The sequence below is a fragment of the Pseudomonas sp. GW460-12-10-14-TSB1 genome (assembly GCF_017349775.1).
GTDB classification, from domain to species: domain Bacteria; phylum Pseudomonadota; class Gammaproteobacteria; order Pseudomonadales; family Pseudomonadaceae; genus Aquipseudomonas; species Aquipseudomonas piscium.
Genome location: NZ_JACNAC010000001.1, coordinates 216,335 through 233,027 on the forward strand (window position 1 = coordinate 216,335; position 16,693 = coordinate 233,027).

Here is a 16,693-nt window from a genome sequence, read left to right on the forward strand (position 1 = left end):
TTGATCGCGGGCATACAGATACACCTTTGTAGGAGCGAGGCTTGCCCGCGATGACTATCGATCAGGCGACGCTGACCTTGCGCCCCAGCACTGTGGTCCAGCGCTCGGAAAGAATCACCCCGCCCAGGGTCAGCACCCCACCCACCAGGTGATACAGCGCCAGCTGTTCATGCAGCACCACGGCGGCGATCAGCGCGGTAATCAGCGGCAGCAGGTTGAAGAACAGCGTGGTGCGGCTCGGCCCCAGGCGCACCACCGCCTGCATCCAGGCCAGTGGCGCGAGCATCGAGGCCAGCAGGCAGGCGTAGAGCACCAGGGGAATGTTGTGCAGGGTCAGGCCGGTTTTCGGCAAGGCCAAAAACAGCGGAAACAGCACCACCACGGCCACCAGCACCTGCAGGTACAGCAGCACCAGCGGCGGCAGGCGCAGCTGCCATTTTTTCAGCAGGGTGCTGTAGATCGCATAGGCCAGGGTGGCGATCAGCATCATCGCGTCGCCCAGGTTCACCCCGTGCTCCAGCAGCACGTCGAGGCTACCGGACGACACCACCACCAGCACCCCGGCAAACGACAGCACCGCACCGACCAGGGCCCCGGCCGTCAGGCGCTGGCCGAGGCTGGCGATCGCCATGGCCAGCGACATCAGCGGCATCAGCGAGAGGATGATGCCCATGTTGGTGGCCGAGGTCAGTGTCGCGGCGAAGTAGGCCAGGCTCTGATACACCGCCATGCCCAGCACGCCGAGGATGAAGATCTTGCCCAGGTTCGGGCGAATCACCGCCCAGTGGGCCACCACGGCCTTGAGCATGAAAGGCGTGAACAGCAGGCCGGCCAGCAGCCAGCGATAGAAACCGATCTCCGCGGGGAAGATCGCCCCGACCGCCAGCTTGTTGATGACGGTATTGCCGGCCCAGATAAAGACGGCCAGTAACGGATAAGCGTATTGCATGAGGACAACCAGAACGTTGATGAAGGGTGATTATCCCTCTGTCTGGATCCAGGCCTATACTTCGATCCAGACAACCCGCCCCTGAATCCGGACAGCATGAGCAAAAAACACATCGACCTGCTGCCCTTCAGCGGTCTGCCGGCCCCGGTGTACTTTCGTTATGCCGATTTCGACGCCCACAGCCATGCGCTGGAACATCGTCACCCCTGGGGCTGCCTGGAGTATTCGGCCCACGGCGTGATGCACATGGAGATCGCCGGCCAGCGCTTCATGTCGCCTCCGCAGTACGCCATCTGGATTCCGCCGGGCACCGAGCACAGCTTCTACAGCCCGCAGCCGATCGTGTACCGCGCCGTGTGCCTGGCTCCGGAGCTGTGCCGGGTGCTACCGCAGCAGGCCTGTACCCTGGCCATCAGCGATATTCTCAAGGCGATCCTCAAGGACTTCGCCGCGCGCGACGTGCAGATCCCCGAGCAGGAAGCGGACAGTCGCCTGGCCCAAGTGATGCTAGACCAGTTGCAACAGGCGCCGGTGCATGACGGTTACCTGCCTTATGCCAGCAGCCCGGCCTTGCTCGGTGTGCTGGAGGCGTTGCAGGCCGCCCCGGGGGATAACCGCGCGCTGGCCGATTGGGCGCGGCAGATCCATGTCAGCGAACGCACCCTGGCCCGGCAATTCGTGCGCGAGCTGGGCATGAGTTTCGGTGAGTGGCGCCAGCGCCTGCGCTTCCTGGCGTCCATCGAGGCGCTGGACAGTGCGCGCAGTGTCCAGGAGGTGGCGTTCGACATGGGCTACAGCAGCGCCTCGGCATTTATCGCGATGTTCCAGCGCCAGGCCGGTTGCACCCCCGAGCAGTACCGACGCACCAGCCTACAGAACAGGTGAACCTGTAACAGGGTTTGTCTACACTGCGCTGGAGGCCGCGCCCGTCGGTGCGGTAACAAGGAGAAAACTCCATGAAGATGCTGCGTATCCCTTTGTTGATGGTCGGTCTGCTGCTTTGCTCCCAAGGCTTTGCCGCCACCGCCGCCCAACAGGCCCAACAGGACAAGATGAAGTCCTGCAATGCCGAAGCCACCACCAAGGCCCTCAAGGGCGATGAACGCAAAGCCTTCATGAGCACCTGCCTGAAAGCCACCCCAGCCGCGGCCGCCGTCCCGGCCACGCAACAGGAAAAGATGAAGACCTGCAACGCCGACGCCACCACCAAGGCTCTCAAGGGCGATGAGCGCAAGGCCTTCATGAGCACCTGCCTGAAGAAGCAATAACCTTTTCCCTTGCAGGCGCGAGCTTGTTCACGATCCGGTCGCGGCGGTTTGCCTGACACACCCTGTATTCTTGATCGCCAGCAAACCCGCGCCTGTCGGCCTCGCATCGCCAGTGCAACGCTGGCAGACTGCCAATCCTTTCACGCTGTTTGTTTGAGGCTGTATGCCAACGTTTTCTCAGCGTCATCTGTTGTTGTTCAGTTGGGTGATCATCTTCGGCGGTCTGTTGCTGGTAATACCGTTGCGGCTATTACCGAGCCTGCTGGCGGGCCTGCTGGTGTTCGAACTGGTCAACATGCTGACCCCGCAACTGCAACGGCTGATCGAAGGTCGGCGGGCGCGCTGGTTGGCGGTGGCCCTGCTCGGCACCCTGGTGGTCAGCGTGCTGACGCTGCTGTTCGCCGGCGCCATCAGCTTCCTGCTGCACGAGGCGGAGAACCCGGGGGCTTCCCTGGACAAATTCATGACGGTGGTGGACAAGGCGCGCGGCCAGCTGCCGCCGTTCCTCGACTCCTATCTGCCGGCCAGCGCGGCGGAGTTCCAGGTGGCCATCGGCGCCTGGGCCAGCAAGCACCTGAGCGAGCTGCAGCTGGTGGGCAAGGACGCGGCGCACATGTTCGTGACCTTGCTGATCGGCATGGTGCTGGGGGCGATCATCGCCTTGCAGCGCGTGCCCGACCTGACCAAGCGCAAGCCACTGGCGGCCGCGCTGTTCGACCGCCTGCACCTGCTGGTCCAGGCCTTTCGCAACATCGTGTTCGCGCAGATCAAGATTTCCCTGCTCAACACCTTCTTCACCGGGATCTTCCTCGCGCTGATCCTGCCGATGTTCGGCGTCAAGCTGCCGCTGACCAAGACCCTGATCGTGCTGACCTTCCTGCTGGGGCTGTTGCCGGTGATCGGCAACCTGATCTCCAACACCCTGATCACCATCGTCGGCATGTCGCTGTCGATCTGGGTGGCCGCGGCGGCGCTGGGCTACCTGATCTTTATCCACAAGCTGGAATACTTCCTCAACGCGCGGATCGTCGGCGGGCAGATCAGTGCCAAGTCCTGGGAGTTGCTGTTGGCGATGCTGGTGTTCGAGGCGGCGTTCGGCCTGCCGGGGGTGGTGGCCGGGCCGATCTATTACGCCTACCTGAAGAGTGAGTTGAAGCTGGCGGGGTTGGTTTGAGCTGCGTGGGACCGATCTGACGCTATTGCGGGCAAGCCTCGCTCCTACAGAAGACAAAGCGCTCGCAGTCTCTGTAGGAGCGAGGCTTGCCCGCGATGGGCGCGCCCCGATCCTTGATCAGCCGTAGCGTTTCTTCGCTTCGATCGCCAGGCCGCTGCCGATGCTGCCGAAGATGTTGCCTTCGACGTGGCGTGCGTTGGGCAGCATGTCCGAGACGCTCTGGCGCAGGGCCGGGATGCCGCTGGAACCGCCGGTGAAGAACACCGTATCGACCTGGCCGACGCCGACATTGGCATCGCCCAGCAATTGCGTGACGCTGCCGCGGATGCGCTCCAGCAGGCTGTCGATGGACGACTCGAACAGCGCCCGGCTCAGGTCCACGCTCAGGCCGGCCTCGATACGGTCCAGGGGCACCAGGCGGTTGTCGGCGTGGGTCAGCTGGATCTTGGTCTCTTCCACTTCCATTGCCAGCCAGTGCCCGGCGCGTTGCTCGATCAGCTTGAACAGGCGGTCGATGCCGCCGGTGTCTTCGATGTCGTAGCGCATGCTGCCCAGGGCCAGCTGGGACTTCTGCGAATACACCGAGTTGATGGTGTGCCAGGTCGCCAGGTTCATGTGGGTGCTGGTGGGCATGTAGGCGCCGCTCTTCATCCGGCTGCCGTAGCCGAACAGCGGCATCAGGCCGGCCAGCGAAAGCTGCTTGTCGAAGTCGGTTCCGCCGATGTGCACGCCGCCGGTGGCGAGGATGTCCTCGTGGCGGTTGTCCAGGCCACGGCGCTCGGGCGACAGGCGCACCAGGGAGAAGTCGGAAGTACCACCGCCGATGTCGACGATCAGTACCAGCTCTTCACGTTCGATGGTCGACTCGTAGTCGAAGGCCGCGGCGATCGGTTCGTACTGGAAGGAGACTTCCTTGAAGCCCAGCTTGCGCGCCACTTCCACCAGGGTGTCTTCGGCTTCCTGGTCGGCGGCGGCGTCGTCATCGACGAAAAACACCGGGCGGCCCAGCACCACTTCCTCGAACTCCCGCCCTGCGGCGGCTTCGGCGCGGCTCTTGAGCTGGCCGATGAACAGGCCCAGCAGGTCCTTGAACGGCATCGCCGTGCCCAGCACGCTGGTGTCATGCTTGATCAGCTTGGAACCCAGCAGGCTCTTCAGCGAGCGCATCAGCCGGCCTTCGTAGCCTTCCAGGTACTCGTGCAGCGCCAGGCGGCCATACACCGGACGGCGTTCTTCGATGTTGAAGAAGACCACCGACGGCAGGGTGATCTTGTCATCTTCCAGCGCAATCAGCGTTTCCATGCCGGGGCGCAGCCAGCCGACAGTGGAGTTGGACGTGCCGAAGTCGATACCGCAGGCACGGGCCGCAGATGCGTTTTTCATGTCTTTCGAGTTCCGGTTAAAAAAACGGCCGCGCAGTGTATGCCAGTCGTTCGCAGAATCGAAGGCCGACTATCCGCTAAATCGAAACCTGCAAGCCTTGAAAGACTATTCTTCACCCCCAAACTTGCAGGCATGGGCCGGGCAGCCATCGGGCGGTCGCAAGAACCGCCGCCAGCTGCCGATAAACTTCTGCCGCGCCGCGTGAGTCACAGTATTGAGATCGGTCAGCCCCGACGCTGGCCAGCAGTGCATGCTGTACGTTCCGCCGCGCCACATTGATAACGGATGGTGATCCTTAGATGGACTTCAAAGACTATTACAAGATTCTCGGCGTGGAGCCGACGGCGGACGACAAGGCGATCAAGGCCGCCTATCGCAAGCTGGCGCGCAAATACCACCCCGATGTCAGCAAGGAAAAAGACGCCGAAGCCAAATTCAAGGACGCGTCGGAAGCCTATGAAGCGCTGAAAAGCGCGGATAAGCGGGCCGAATACGACGATCTGCGGCGTTATGGCCAGCATGGCCAACCGTTCCAGGGCCCTCCGGGCTGGAAGGGGCGCGCGGATACCGGCGGTTTCGGCGATGGCGGGGACTTTTCGGACTTCTTCAGTTCGATCTTCGGCAACCGCGGGCCGGGTTTCGGCGGTGGACAATCGCGCAGCGCCGGGCGCAGGGGGCAAGACGTGGAAATGGAATTACCGATCTTCCTGGAAGAGACCCTGTCGGCCGAGTCGAAGAAGGTCAGCTTCAAGGTGCCGCAGTACAACGCTGCGGGTCAGCACGTCAGCAACACCAGCAAGAGCCTGAACGTGAAGATCCCGGCCGGCGTCAGCGACGGCGAGCGGATCCGCCTCAAGGGCCAGGGCGCGCCGGGCGCCGGTGGCGGAGCCAATGGCGATCTGTACCTGACCATTCGTTTCGCGCCCCATCCGAAGTTCGATATCGAGGGCGAGAACCTGATCATCACCTTGCCGCTGGCCCCTTGGGAGCTGGCGCTGGGGACCGAGGTCGCGGTGCCGACCCTGACCGGCAAGATCAACCTCAAGGTGCCGGCCGGCAGCCAGAACGGCCAGCGCATGCGCGCCAAGGGCCATGGCCTGCTGAACAAGGCCGGGCATCGCGGTTATCTGTTCGTGCAGCTCAAGGCAGTAATGCCCAAGGCTTCCGGCGACGACGTCAAGGCGTTGTGGCAGGAGCTGGCGAAGAAGGCTGCCTTCAACCCGCGGGAGCATTTCTGATCCGCAACCCATTCTGATCTGAAACAAGGAGTCGCTAACCATGAGCACCCTGATCGTTCAGCTGGATATGGAAGAGTTCTGCGAGGTGGCCGATCTGCCGGCCGCCTATGTGATGGAAATCGTCGAGCATGGGATCCTCGATCCCCATGGCTCGGCGCCCCGCGACTGGCGCTTCACCGACTACGAACTGGCGGTCGCCAAGCGCGCCGCCAAGTTGCGGCGCGATCTGGAACTGGAGTGGGAAGGCGTCGCTCTGGCGCTGGAACTGCTCGACGAAGTGCGCGAGTTGCGCACGGAAAACCAGATGCTCAAGCAGCGCCTGGGACGCCTGCTGGTCGACTGATCCTGCCCGTCTTCTGTAGGAGCGGCCGGTCGACGCTCGATTGCCCGCGATCGGGACGCCGCGTTTTTGCAGGCACACCGCGTTATCCTTCATCGCGAGCAAGCTTCGCTCCTACAGGGGCTTGTGCGTGTTTGGCGGTGATAGGGCTCGCCCTATAGCGGTTCGGCGCGCGATACCCGCGGCAGGGTCACGCTGAAGGTGGTGCCATCGGTTTCGTTGGAGCTGACCTCGATGCTGCCCTGGTGGGCGGTGACCACTTCCTTGACGATGAACAGGCCCAGACCGAGGCTGGTGGAGGGGCCGCCGAGCTCTTCGTTGGCGTTGCGCACCAGCGGGTCGAAGAGGGTGGGCAGGGCTTCCTTGGGAATCGGCTGACCGTAATTGTGGATGGTCAGCAGCACCTGCTCGGCGCTGCCGGTGAGGGTGAGGGTCAGGGTACGGTTGCCGCTGCCGTGCTGCAGGGCATTGCCGATCAGGTTCTGCAGCATCTGCTCGATGCGCCCGCGATCCCAGATGCCATGGCTGTCGCCATGGAAGTTCAGCGCCGGCGCGCAGTCCGGCTGGCCGGCGCAGGCTTCGTCCATGGCCGCCTTGGCGGCACTGGCCAGGTCCATGGGCGCCGGCTCGATGGGCAGGCCGCTGCCCAGGCGGCTGCGGACGAATTCCAGCAGGTCGCCGACCATCGCCGCCATGTGCCGGGAGCTGCTCTTGATCCGCGACACGTAGGTCAGCGCATCGGCGTCCAGCGCGACTTTGCGCGCCAGCATCTCGGTGGACATGCTCACCGCCTGCAAGGGGGTTCGCAGGTCGTGGCCGAGAATCGCCAGGAAGATATCCCGCGAGCGGTTGACCTGTTCGGCATAGGCCGCGGTGGATTCGGCCAGCGCCTCGTCGATGGTCTCGTTGAAACGGATCATGTCCTGGAAATAGGCCAGCTCCGGCGACTCCAGGCTGGCGACCCAGAGGCGGATCACACAGGCACGCAGGTGGCGGAATTCCGAGGTCATCTGCACCAGGTCGAAGCCGACGCTGTGCCGCGACTCGCCATGGCTGGCGGCGGCCTCGTCGAGGCTTGGGGTTTTCTCCGGACCTTCGCCCCGCGCCTTGGCCGCCTGTTCGCCGGCGGTCTGGGCGGTGCGCATATCGCGAGCGGCGGCCAGCAGGATGGACTTGGCGTGGTCGCGCAATTGCAGGCGGGTCAGGGAGTCGGTTTCGGGGGCGATGGATCGGGCGAACCGCTCCCATTCATCAACGATGCGATCGACATGTTGCACGATGAAGTCGGGTAAACGCATGGCCGGAAACCCTGTCAGGCAGCAAAGAGTGAGGACGGCGTGTCGAATTTTAGTCGCGATTCACGCTTTCAACACGCTACGACGCCCGGCTTTGCTGACCGTTGGGCAGCCCGGATGGGCGCCCGTTGGATCCAGGTTTCTAGAACAGGAAGTAGCGCTGCGCCATCGGCAACACGTCCGCCGGTTCGCACCAGAGCAGCACGCCGTCGGCCTTGACCTGATAGGTCTGCGGGTCGACCTCGATATCCGGCAGGTAATCGTTGTGGATCAGGTCGGTCTTTTGCACGTCCCGACAGCCTTTGACCACCGCGATCTGCTTTTTCAGCCCCAGTTGCTGCGGCACCCCGGCCTCCAGCGCGGCCTGGCTGATAAAGGTCAGGCTGGTGGCGTGCCGGCTGCCGCCGTAGCTGGCGAACATCGGTCGGTAATGCACCGGCTGCGGGGTCGGGATCGAGGCGTTGGCGTCGCCCATCAGGCTGGCGGCGATGGCCCCGCCCTTGAGGATCAGGGTTGGCTTGACCCCGAAGAACGCCGGGCGCCAGAGCACCAGGTCGGCCCATTTGCCGATTTCGATGGAGCCCACTTCGTGGCTGATGCCGTGGGTGATCGCCGGGTTGATGGTGTATTTGGCGATGTAGCGCTTGACCCGGAAGTTGCTGTTGCCGGCGCCGTCGCCCGGCAGCGGACCGCGCTGGCGTTGCATCTTGTCGGCGGTCTGCCAGGTGCGGGTGATGACCTCGCCGACCCGGCCCATGGCCTGGCTGTCGGAGCTGATCATCGAGAAGGCGCCCAGGTCGTGGAGGATGTCTTCGGCGGCGATGGTTTCGCGGCGGATGCGGCTTTCGGCGAAGGCCACGTCCTCGGCGATGCTCGGGTCGAGGTGGTGGCAGACCATCAGCATGTCCAGGTGTTCGTCGATGGTGTTGCGGGTGAACGGCCGGGTCGGGTTGGTCGAGCTTGGCAGCACGTTGGGCAAGCCGCAGGCCTTGATGATGTCCGGGGCGTGGCCGCCGCCGGCGCCTTCGGTGTGATAGGTGTGGATGGTGCGGCCCTTGAACGCGCCGAGGGTGGTTTCGACGAAGCCCGATTCGTTGAGGGTGTCGGTGTGGATCGCCACCTGTACATCGTACTGGTCGGCGACGCTCAGGCAGTTGTCGATGCTGGCCGGGGTGGTGCCCCAGTCTTCGTGGAGCTTGAGGCCGATGGCCCCGGCCTTGACCTGTTCGATCAAGGGCTCCGGCAGGCTGGCGTTGCCCTTGCCGGTGAAGCCGATGTTCATCGGGAACGAGTCCGCCGCCTGGAGCATGCGCGCCATGTGCCACGGCCCCGAGGTGCAGGTGGTGGCGTTGGTGCCGGTGGCCGGCCCGGTGCCGCCGCCGATCATGGTGGTGACGCCGCTCATCAGCGCCTCTTCGATCTGCTGCGGGCAGATGAAGTGGATATGGGTGTCGATGCCGCCGGCGGTGAGGATCATGCCCTCGCCGGCGATCACTTCGGTGCTGGCGCCGACGGCGATGGTCACGTCGGGCTGGATGTCCGGGTTGCCGGCCTTGCCGATGGCGGCGATGCGCCCGTCCTTGAGGCCGACGTCGGCCTTGACGATGCCCCAGTGATCGATGATCAGCGCGTTGGTGATCAGGGTGTCGACCACCTCGGCCGCCAGCAGCTGGCCCTGGCCCATGCCGTCGCGGATCACCTTGCCGCCGCCGAACTTCACTTCTTCGCCGTAGGTGGTGAAGTCCTTCTCGACTTCGATCCACAGCTCGGTGTCGGCCAGGCGCACCTTGTCACCGACGGTGGGGCCGAACATGTCGGCGTAGGCTTGTCTTGAAATCTTCATGTGCTTGCCTTGGGATTCAATTGGATTTGAGACCGCTCGCGTAGCTCGCTATTCGCGGGCAAGAACTAGGCGTCCCCCCCTGCTCCTACATGTGATCGCGTTCTTCTGTAGGAGCGAGGCTTGCCCGCGATGGCGTCAGAACAGGCAATGCACCTTAAAGGTCGCCCATGACCCGCCCGGCAAAACCGAACACCCGGCGATGTCCGGCCAGGTCCACCAGTTCCACCTCGCGGGTCTGCCCCGGTTCGAAGCGCACGGCGGTGCCGGCCGGGATATTCAGGCGCATGCCTCGGCTGGCGGCGCGGTCGAAAGTCAGGGCGTCGTTGGTTTCGAAAAAGTGATAGTGCGAGCCCACCTGGATCGGTCGGTCGCCGCTGTTGGCGACGCTCAGGCTGAGGGTGCGGCGGCCGGCGTTGAGTTCGATGTCGCCGGGCTGGATCTGGTATTGGCCTGGAATCATACGGGTTGCCCCAGAGTCTTGAAGTAAATGGCGGTCGGGGTGTAGGTGCCGTCCGGGCTTTGGCAGTAGTTCGGCAGTTCGCCGACGCGGGTGTAGCCGAGGGCGCCGTAGAAGGCTTCGGCGTCCGAGCCGGCTTCGGTGTCCAGGTACAGCAGGCCGCGCTTGTGCTGGCGCGCCGCCTGTTCCACGGCGTGCATCAACTGCTGGCCCAGGCCACGGCGGCGCGCGTCGTGGCGCACCTGCAGCTTCTGCACCTCGGCGCGATTGAGGCCGTTGGGCTTCTGGCACAGCGCCAATTGCACGCTGGCCAGGACCCGCTCGTCCTGCACCACCACCCACAGCAGCAGGCTGCCGTCGGCCACGCTGGCCTGGACGCTGTTGACGTAGGCGCGGGCCTGCTCCTCGTCGAGGTCGGCCATGAAACCCACCGAGGCGCCGTGGCCCACGGCGTCGAACAACAGATCAATCAACCCCTGGCGATAGTGGGCAAAGCTCTCCGCATGGACTCGACGCAGTTGGGCGGCGTTCATCGGGTATCACTCCTTGTGGATAGTGGGCGGTAGCGCCCCCGGATCGAGGGTCAGTTGCATGAACGTCAGGTCCAGCCAGCGCCCGAACTTGGTGCCCACTTGCGGCATCTGTCCGGTGGTGACGAAGCCCAGGCGTTCGTGCAGGCGGATCGAGGCGGCGTTGCCGCTTTCGATGGCCGCGACCATCACGTGTTTGTCGCAGGTCCTGGCGCGTTCGATCAGCACTTGCATCAGGCGCGGGCCGAGGCCGTTGCCGCGCTGGTCGCTGCGCACATAGACCGAGTGCTCGACGGTATGGCGGAAACCGTCGAAGGGCCGCCAGTCGCCGAACGAGGCATAACCGAGCACGCTGTCGTCGGCGTCGACCGCCACCAGCACCGGATAACCCTGGGCCTGGCGGGCGCTGAACCAGGCCTGGCGATTGCCCAGGTCCACGGCTTGCTCGTTCCAGATCGCCGTGGTGTTGAGTACGGCGTCGTTATAGATGTCGCGGATCGCCGGCAGGTCGGCATGCACGGCATCGCGGATGGAATACGTCATGGCGCAGCCTCAGGCGATCGGTTGATGGACGGTGACCAGCTTGGTGCCGTCGGGGAAGGTCGCTTCCACCTGGATTTCCGGAATCATCTCCGGGATACCTTCCATCACCTGTTCGCGGCTCAGCAGGGTGGTGCCGTAGTGCATCAGCTCGGCCACGGTCTGGCCGTCGCGGGCGCCTTCGAGCAGCGCCGCGGAAATGTAGGCCATGGCTTCCGGGTAATTGAGCTTCACCCCCCGGGCCAGGCGCCGTTCGGCCACCAGGCCGGCGGTGAAGATCAGCAGTTTGTCTTTTTCGCGTGGGGTCAGGTCCATCGTTCAAGATCCGTCGTTGGGCAGTTTGAAAAACATGGGTAGGAGCGAGGCTTGCCCGCGATGAACGATAACGCGGTGTGCCCGCAACGTTGCGGCGCCTGGGTCGCGGGCAAGCCTCGCTCCTACGGGTAACTGTGTCATGTGCTCCAGATCCTCGGCGGCAGCGCCTCGCGGCCCAGCAGGGCGGGGCGCAACAGGCGCCACAGGTCGATCAGCCAGGCGCGGGCCAACAGCGCTTCGCTGGCCAGGCAGCGGGCCACCAGCAGGCCGGGCAGTTGCGTCAGGTCGCCGCGCACGGCATGAGGCAGTGCGCGGCAGCGTTCCAGCAACTGGCTGTCGATTTCGCCGGTGGCCAGCAAGGTGGCGAAGACCGGCTGGCCGTCCAGGCCGATCGGTGAGTCGAGCAAGCCGTCGCCGCCGACAATGCGCTGGCGTTCGTGCCAGAGCAACTGGCCGTCGCGGCGGATATCCAGGTGCGACTGGAAATACCCGAGGTCGAAACGTTCGTCGCTGGCGGGACGGCCGAGGGCCACCAGGTCCCAGTAGAACAGCCGGGCGTTGCCTTGCAGCTCGATGCGGGTGCTCAACTCGGCCTGGGCGGCGCTGAACACGATGCTTTCCTGGGGCAGCCATTCCAGGGTGGCGCCGGCGGCGACGTTCAATTCCAGGGTCTGATAGGCCGGCCCGGCGGCGCGATACCACTTGGCGGCACCGGGGCTGGTCAGTTGCGCCCAGGCATCGCGGTCGACGCTGGCGCGGATCTGCAGGCGGTCGCCGCCGGCAATCCCGCCGGGCGGATGGACGATGATGTGCTGGCAGACTTCGGGGCCTTCGGCATACAGGTGCTTCTGCACTCGCAGCGGGCCCTTGTGCCGGCGCTGCACCGGGCGCGTGCTGTCGCCAAAGCGGGCGTAGCCGAGTTCCAGCTCGGCATGCCAGCTGGGGGTGAACAGGGCGGTGTGGGCAGGCAGATTCATGATTCGTGCTTAGTGTCCGGACGCTACAGGTTAGATCGTAACCAGTCCTCGTACACCCTCGGCTTCCATATTTTCACCGCGGCCCTGCTGGACGATTTCGCCCCGGGACATCACCAGGTACTGATCGGCCAGTTCGGCGGCGAAGTCGTAGAACTGTTCCACCAGGAGGATCGCCATGTCGCCGCGTGCCGCGAGTTTCTTGATCACTGCGCCGATTTCCTTGATCACCGACGGCTGGATGCCCTCGGTGGGCTCGTCGAGGATCAGCAGCCGCGGCCGGCTGGCCAGGGCCCGGCCGATGGCCAATTGTTGTTGCTGGCCGCCGGACAGGTCGCCGCCGCGCCGCTGTTTCATTTGCAGCAGCACCGGGAACAGCTCGTAGATGAAGGCCGGCACTTCCTTGGCTTCGGAGCCGGGGAAACGCGACAAACCCATCAGCAGGTTTTCTTCCACGGTCAGGCGGCCGAATATCTCCCGGCCCTGTGGCACGTAGGCGATGCCGGCATGCACCCGCTGATGGGGCTTGTAGGCGGTGATGGCCTGGCCTTCCCAGTTCACCGCGCCTTCCCTGGCCGGCAGCAGGCCCATCAGGCATTTGAGCAGGGTGGTCTTGCCCACCCCGTTGCGCCCGAGCAGGCAGGTGACTTCGCCGACCTTCGCCTCGAAGCTCAGGCCCCGCAGGATGTGGCTACCGCCGTAGTACTGATGAAGGTGTTGGACCTGTAGCATTGGAACTCCGTTATTAGGGCTTCAAGCGGCAAGCTTCAAGCTGCAAGTAAGAGCGAGGTGCATGGCTTTGCTGTTCACTTGCCGCTTGAAGCTTGCGGCTTGAAGCTGGCCGATTCATCTCCCCAAATAAACTTCAACAACGCGCTCATCGGCCTGCACCTGTTCCAGCGACCCTTCGGCCAGCACGCTGCCCTGGTGCAGCACGGTGACGTGGTCGGCGATCGAGCCGACGAAGCCCATATCGTGCTCCACCACCATCAGCGAGTGCTTGCCCGCCAGGCGCTTGAACAGCTCGGCGGTGAACTCGGTCTCGGCATCGGTCATGCCCGCCACCGGCTCGTCGAGCAGCAGCAGTTGCGGGTCCTGCATCAGCAGCATGCCGATTTCCAGGAACTGCTTCTGGCCGTGGGACAGCAGGCCGGCCTGGCGCTCCACCGAGGCCGTCAGGCGAATGGTTTCCAGCACTTCGTCGATGCGGTCTTTCTGCTCGCCGGAGAGTTTCGCCCGCAGGCTGGCCCACACCGACTTGTCGGTCTTCTGTGCCAGCTCCAGGTTTTCGAACACGCTCAGGGCTTCGAACACCGTGGGCTTCTGGAACTTGCGGCCGATGCCGGCCTGGGCGATCTGCACCTCGCTCATCTGCGTCAGGTTCAGGGTTTCGCCGAACCAGGCCTTGCCGTGGGTGGGCCGGGTCTTGCCGGTGATCACGTCCATCAGGGTGGTCTTGCCCGCACCGTTGGGGCCGATGATGCAGCGCAGCTCGCCGACGCCGATGTACAGGTTGAGGTCGTTGAGCGCCTTGAAACCGTCGAAGCTGACGCTGATGTCTTCCAGGGTCAGGATGGTGCCGTGGCGGGTGTTCAGGCCCTTGCCGGCGGCCTGGCCGAGGCCTATGGCGTCGCGGCTGGCGCCGGCGTCCCGATTTGCATCAAGAGTCGAAGGCTCGAGAATGGGTTCGAGCATGAAGTCGGCCGTCGGTGTGATTCTCATGATTCGCCCCTTTTCTTCAGCAAGCCGATCACGCCCTTGGGCAGGTACAGGGTCACGACGATAAACAGCGCGCCGAGGAAGAACAGCCAGTATTCCGGGAAGGCCACGGTGAACCAGCTCTTCATGCCGTTGACCACGCCGGCGCCGAGCAGTGGGCCGATCAGTGTGCCGCGACCGCCCAGGGCGACCCACACGGCGGCCTCGATGGAGTTGGTCGGCGACATTTCGCTGGGGTTGATGATGCCCACCTGGGGCACGTACAGGGCGCCGGCCAGGCCGCAGAGCACCGCGCTCAGCACCCAGACGAACAGCTTGAAGCCGCGCGGGTCGTAGCCGCAGAACATCAGGCGGTTCTCGGCATCGCGCAGCGCGGTCAGCACCCGGCCGAACTTGCTCCGGGCCAGGCGCCAGCCGATGTACAGGCTGGCCACCAGCAACAGCACGGTGGCCAGGAACAGCACCGCGCGGGTGCCCGGCTCGGTGATGCCGAAGCCGAGGATGGTGCGGAAGTTGGTGAAGCCGTTGTTGCCGCCAAAGCCGGTCTCGTTGCGAAAGAACAGGAGCATGCCGGCGAAGGTCAGGGCCTGGGTCATGATCGAGAAATACACGCCCTTGATCCGCGAGCGGAAGGCGAAGAAACCGAACACCAATGCCAGCAAGCCTGGCGCCAGGACCACCAGGCACATCGCCCAGAGGAAGCTGCCGGTGCCGCTCCAGTACCAGGGCAATTCGCTCCACGAAAGGAAGGTCATGAACGCTGGCAGGCTGTCCCCCGCGGCCTGGCGCATCAGGTACATGCCCATGGCGTAGCCGCCGAGGGCGAAGAACAGGCCATGGCCCAGGGACAGTAGCCCGGCATAGCCCCAGACCAGGTCCAGGGCCAGGGCGACTATGGCGTAGCAGAGGATCTTGCCCACCAGGGTCAGGGTGTAGGCCGAGACGTGCAGCGGGTTGTCCGGCGCCAGCAGCGAGAGCAGCGGCAGGGCCAGCAGCACCACCAGGATCAGCGCGCCGACGGCGACGGAGACCTTGGGCCCGGCCTTTTGCGTAGCGGTTACTAGTAGAGGCTGGTTCATCAGTCGATCACCCGTCCCTTGAGTGCGAAGAGGCCTTGCGGACGTTTCTGGATAAACAGAATGATCAGCGCGAGGATCAGGATCTTGCCGAGCACGGCGCCGATCTGCGGTTCGAGAATCTTGTTGGCTATCCCCAGGCCGAACGCGGCGAACACGCTACCGGCCAGCTGGCCGACGCCGCCGAGCACCACCACCAGGAACGAGTCGATGATGTAGCTCTGGCCCAGGTCCGGGCCGACGTTGCCGATCTGGCTCAGGGCCACGCCACCGAGGCCGGCGATGCCGGAGCCGAGTCCGAAGGCGAGCATGTCTACCCGTCCGGTGGGCACGCCGCAGCAGGCGGCCATGTTGCGGTTCTGGGTGACCGCGCGCACGTTCAGGCCCAGGCGGGTCTTGTTCAGCAGCAGCCAAGTGAGTACGACGACAAACAGCGCGAAGGCGATGATCACGATGCGGTTGTAGGGCAGCACCAGGTTGGGCAGCACCTGGATCCCGCCCGACAGCCAGGCCGGGTTCGACACCTCGACGTTCTGCGCGCCGAACACCAGGCGCACCAGCTGGATCAGCATCAGGCTGATGCCCCAGGTGGCGAGCAGGGTTTCCAGCGGCCGGCCGTAGAGATGGCGGATCACCGTGCGCTCCAGGGCCATGCCGATGCCGGCGGTGACGAAGAACGCCACCGGCAGCGCGATCAGCGGGTAGAACTCGATGGCCTGCGGGGCGTAGCGCTGGAACAGCAACTGCACCATGTAGGTGGAGTAGGCGCCGAGCATCAGCATCTCGCCGTGGGCCATGTTGATCACCCCGAGCAGGCCGAAGGTGATCGCCAGGCCCAGGGCCGCCAGCAGCAGGATCGAGCCCAGGGACATGCCGCTGAAGGCCTGGCCGAGCACTTCGCCCACCAGCAGCTTGCGCTTGACCTGGGCCAGGCTGGTTTCGGCGGCGGTGCGCACCCCAGCATCGGCTTCCACACCGGGTTCGAGCAGGCCTTCGAGGCGGGTGCGGGCCAGCGGGTCGCCGGTTTCACCCAGCAGGCGTACCGCGGCCAGGCGCACGGCCGGGTCGCTGTCCACCAGTTGCAGGTTGGCCAGGGCCAGGCTCAGGGCGTCATGCACGCCCTGGTCCTGTTCGGCGGCCAGGCTGGCATCGAGGAATTTCAACTGCGCCGGCTTGGCGCTTTTCTGCAACTGCTGCGCGGCGGCCAGACGGATGCCGGCGTCGGCGGCGAACAGTTGGTGGCTGGCCATGGCGGTGTCGATCAGACCGCGCAGGCGATTGTTCAGGCGCAGGGTCTTGGTTTCACCGGCAATGTTCAGCTGGCCTTGCTGCAAGGCACCGAGCAGTTCGAGGCGCGCCGGGGCGGGCTGTGCGGCCCAGCTTTCCAGGAGCCTGGCCTGTTGCGTGGGATTGGCCGCGACGAAGTCTTCGGCATCGCCGGCCCTGGCGGCCAATGGCAGCAACAGCAGGCAGGCGAGAATGAAACGGTAGAGGGCAGTGGGCATATCAGTGGCCTTACGCGGATGTGCGTGATTCTGTAGCCGCTGCGCAGGCTGCGATCGGCCTCGCAGAGGACGTGCTCTTGAGAGCCT

General features: G+C 64.6%; 18 protein-coding genes. 5 read left to right on the plus strand and 13 right to left on the minus strand.

Features of this window, described 5'->3' with window-relative positions; genetic code table 11:
- Positions 1 to 61: 61 nt before the first annotated feature.
- Entirely contained in the window at positions 62 to 949 is an 888-nt protein-coding gene (locus tag J4D52_RS00940) for a DMT family transporter (RefSeq protein WP_102675957.1), read from the minus strand.
- A gap of 96 nt (positions 950 to 1,045) precedes the next feature.
- Here J4D52_RS00940 and J4D52_RS00945 point away from each other — a divergent pair, with 96 nt between their 5' ends.
- The 3 genes from J4D52_RS00945 to J4D52_RS00955 all read left to right on the plus strand — a co-directional run bounded on the left by J4D52_RS00945 (position 1,046) and on the right by J4D52_RS00955 (position 3,391).
- Entirely contained in the window at positions 1,046 to 1,834 is a 789-nt protein-coding gene (locus tag J4D52_RS00945) for a helix-turn-helix transcriptional regulator (protein ID WP_096372942.1), read from the plus strand.
- A 71-nt stretch (positions 1,835 to 1,905) separates the two neighbouring features.
- A complete protein-coding gene (locus J4D52_RS00950) occupies positions 1,906 to 2,217 on the plus strand; it encodes a PsiF family protein (RefSeq protein WP_025808016.1) in 312 nt (103 codons plus the stop codon).
- Between the two features lie 163 nt (positions 2,218 to 2,380).
- Entirely contained in the window at positions 2,381 to 3,391 is a 1,011-nt protein-coding gene (locus J4D52_RS00955) for an AI-2E family transporter (RefSeq protein WP_007932772.1), read from the plus strand.
- Between the two features lie 117 nt (positions 3,392 to 3,508).
- Here the strand turns inward: J4D52_RS00955 and J4D52_RS00960 are convergent, their stop codons facing one another.
- Positions 3,509 to 4,774, minus strand: a complete 1,266-nt coding sequence (locus J4D52_RS00960; RefSeq protein ID WP_102675958.1) for an Hsp70 family protein — start codon at positions 4,772 to 4,774, stop codon at positions 3,509 to 3,511.
- 299 nt (positions 4,775 to 5,073) lie between these two features.
- Here J4D52_RS00960 and J4D52_RS00965 point away from each other — a divergent pair, with 299 nt between their 5' ends.
- Positions 5,074 to 6,012, plus strand: a complete 939-nt coding sequence (locus tag J4D52_RS00965; protein ID WP_025808014.1) for a DnaJ C-terminal domain-containing protein — start codon at positions 5,074 to 5,076, stop codon at positions 6,010 to 6,012.
- A 40-nt stretch (positions 6,013 to 6,052) separates the two neighbouring features.
- Positions 6,053 to 6,355: a chaperone modulator CbpM gene (locus J4D52_RS00970; RefSeq protein ID WP_025808012.1), complete on the plus strand. Its 303-nt coding sequence runs from the start codon at positions 6,053 to 6,055 to the stop codon at positions 6,353 to 6,355.
- 152 nt (positions 6,356 to 6,507) lie between these two features.
- On the opposite strand, the gene J4D52_RS00975 is transcribed toward J4D52_RS00970, so the two are convergent.
- From J4D52_RS00975 to urtB, 11 genes are all read right to left on the minus strand, one after another.
- Positions 6,508 to 7,650, minus strand: coding sequence for a sensor histidine kinase KdpD (locus J4D52_RS00975; protein ID WP_102675960.1), 1,143 nt, complete (start codon positions 7,648 to 7,650; stop codon positions 6,508 to 6,510).
- A 139-nt stretch (positions 7,651 to 7,789) separates the two neighbouring features.
- Positions 7,790 to 9,490: an urease subunit alpha gene (gene ureC / locus J4D52_RS00980; RefSeq protein WP_102675961.1), complete on the minus strand. Its 1,701-nt coding sequence runs from the start codon at positions 9,488 to 9,490 to the stop codon at positions 7,790 to 7,792.
- A gap of 154 nt (positions 9,491 to 9,644) precedes the next feature.
- Positions 9,645 to 9,950 (minus strand): urease subunit beta, encoded by a 306-nt coding sequence (locus J4D52_RS00985; protein ID WP_009046740.1) that lies wholly within the window; start codon positions 9,948 to 9,950, stop codon positions 9,645 to 9,647.
- The gene (locus J4D52_RS00990; protein ID WP_063428063.1) at positions 9,947 to 10,480 is read right to left on the minus strand and encodes an N-acetyltransferase; all 534 of its coding nucleotides are present in this window, start codon (positions 10,478 to 10,480) and stop codon (positions 9,947 to 9,949) included. Before J4D52_RS00990 ends, J4D52_RS00985 begins: the two co-directional genes overlap by 4 nt.
- A 6-nt stretch (positions 10,481 to 10,486) precedes the next feature.
- A complete protein-coding gene (locus tag J4D52_RS00995; protein WP_102675962.1) occupies positions 10,487 to 11,020 on the minus strand; it encodes a GNAT family N-acetyltransferase in 534 nt (177 codons plus the stop codon).
- 9 nt (positions 11,021 to 11,029) lie between these two features.
- Entirely contained in the window at positions 11,030 to 11,332 is a 303-nt protein-coding gene (gene ureA, locus J4D52_RS01000; RefSeq protein ID WP_007937143.1) for an urease subunit gamma, read from the minus strand.
- A 137-nt stretch (positions 11,333 to 11,469) separates the two neighbouring features.
- Complete coding sequence (locus tag J4D52_RS01005; protein ID WP_102675963.1) at positions 11,470 to 12,309, minus strand: urease accessory protein UreD; 840 nt, start codon at positions 12,307 to 12,309, stop codon at positions 11,470 to 11,472.
- A gap of 30 nt (positions 12,310 to 12,339) precedes the next feature.
- Entirely contained in the window at positions 12,340 to 13,038 is a 699-nt protein-coding gene (gene urtE / locus J4D52_RS01010; RefSeq protein ID WP_102675964.1) for an urea ABC transporter ATP-binding subunit UrtE, read from the minus strand.
- Positions 13,039 to 13,152: 114 nt separating this feature from the next.
- Complete coding sequence (gene urtD / locus J4D52_RS01015) at positions 13,153 to 14,028, minus strand: urea ABC transporter ATP-binding protein UrtD (RefSeq protein ID WP_102675965.1); 876 nt, start codon at positions 14,026 to 14,028, stop codon at positions 13,153 to 13,155.
- Positions 14,025 to 15,104 carry an urea ABC transporter permease subunit UrtC gene (gene urtC, locus J4D52_RS01020; protein WP_102675966.1) on the minus strand — a complete coding sequence of 360 codons (1,080 nt, stop codon included), beginning with the start codon at positions 15,102 to 15,104 and terminating at the stop codon, positions 14,025 to 14,027. The genes urtD and urtC overlap by 4 nt, the downstream gene beginning before the upstream one ends.
- Positions 15,104 to 16,606, minus strand: coding sequence for an urea ABC transporter permease subunit UrtB (urtB, locus tag J4D52_RS01025; protein WP_102675967.1), 1,503 nt, complete (start codon positions 16,604 to 16,606; stop codon positions 15,104 to 15,106). The genes urtC and urtB overlap by 1 nt, the downstream gene beginning before the upstream one ends.
- Positions 16,607 to 16,693: the final 87 nt, after the last annotated feature.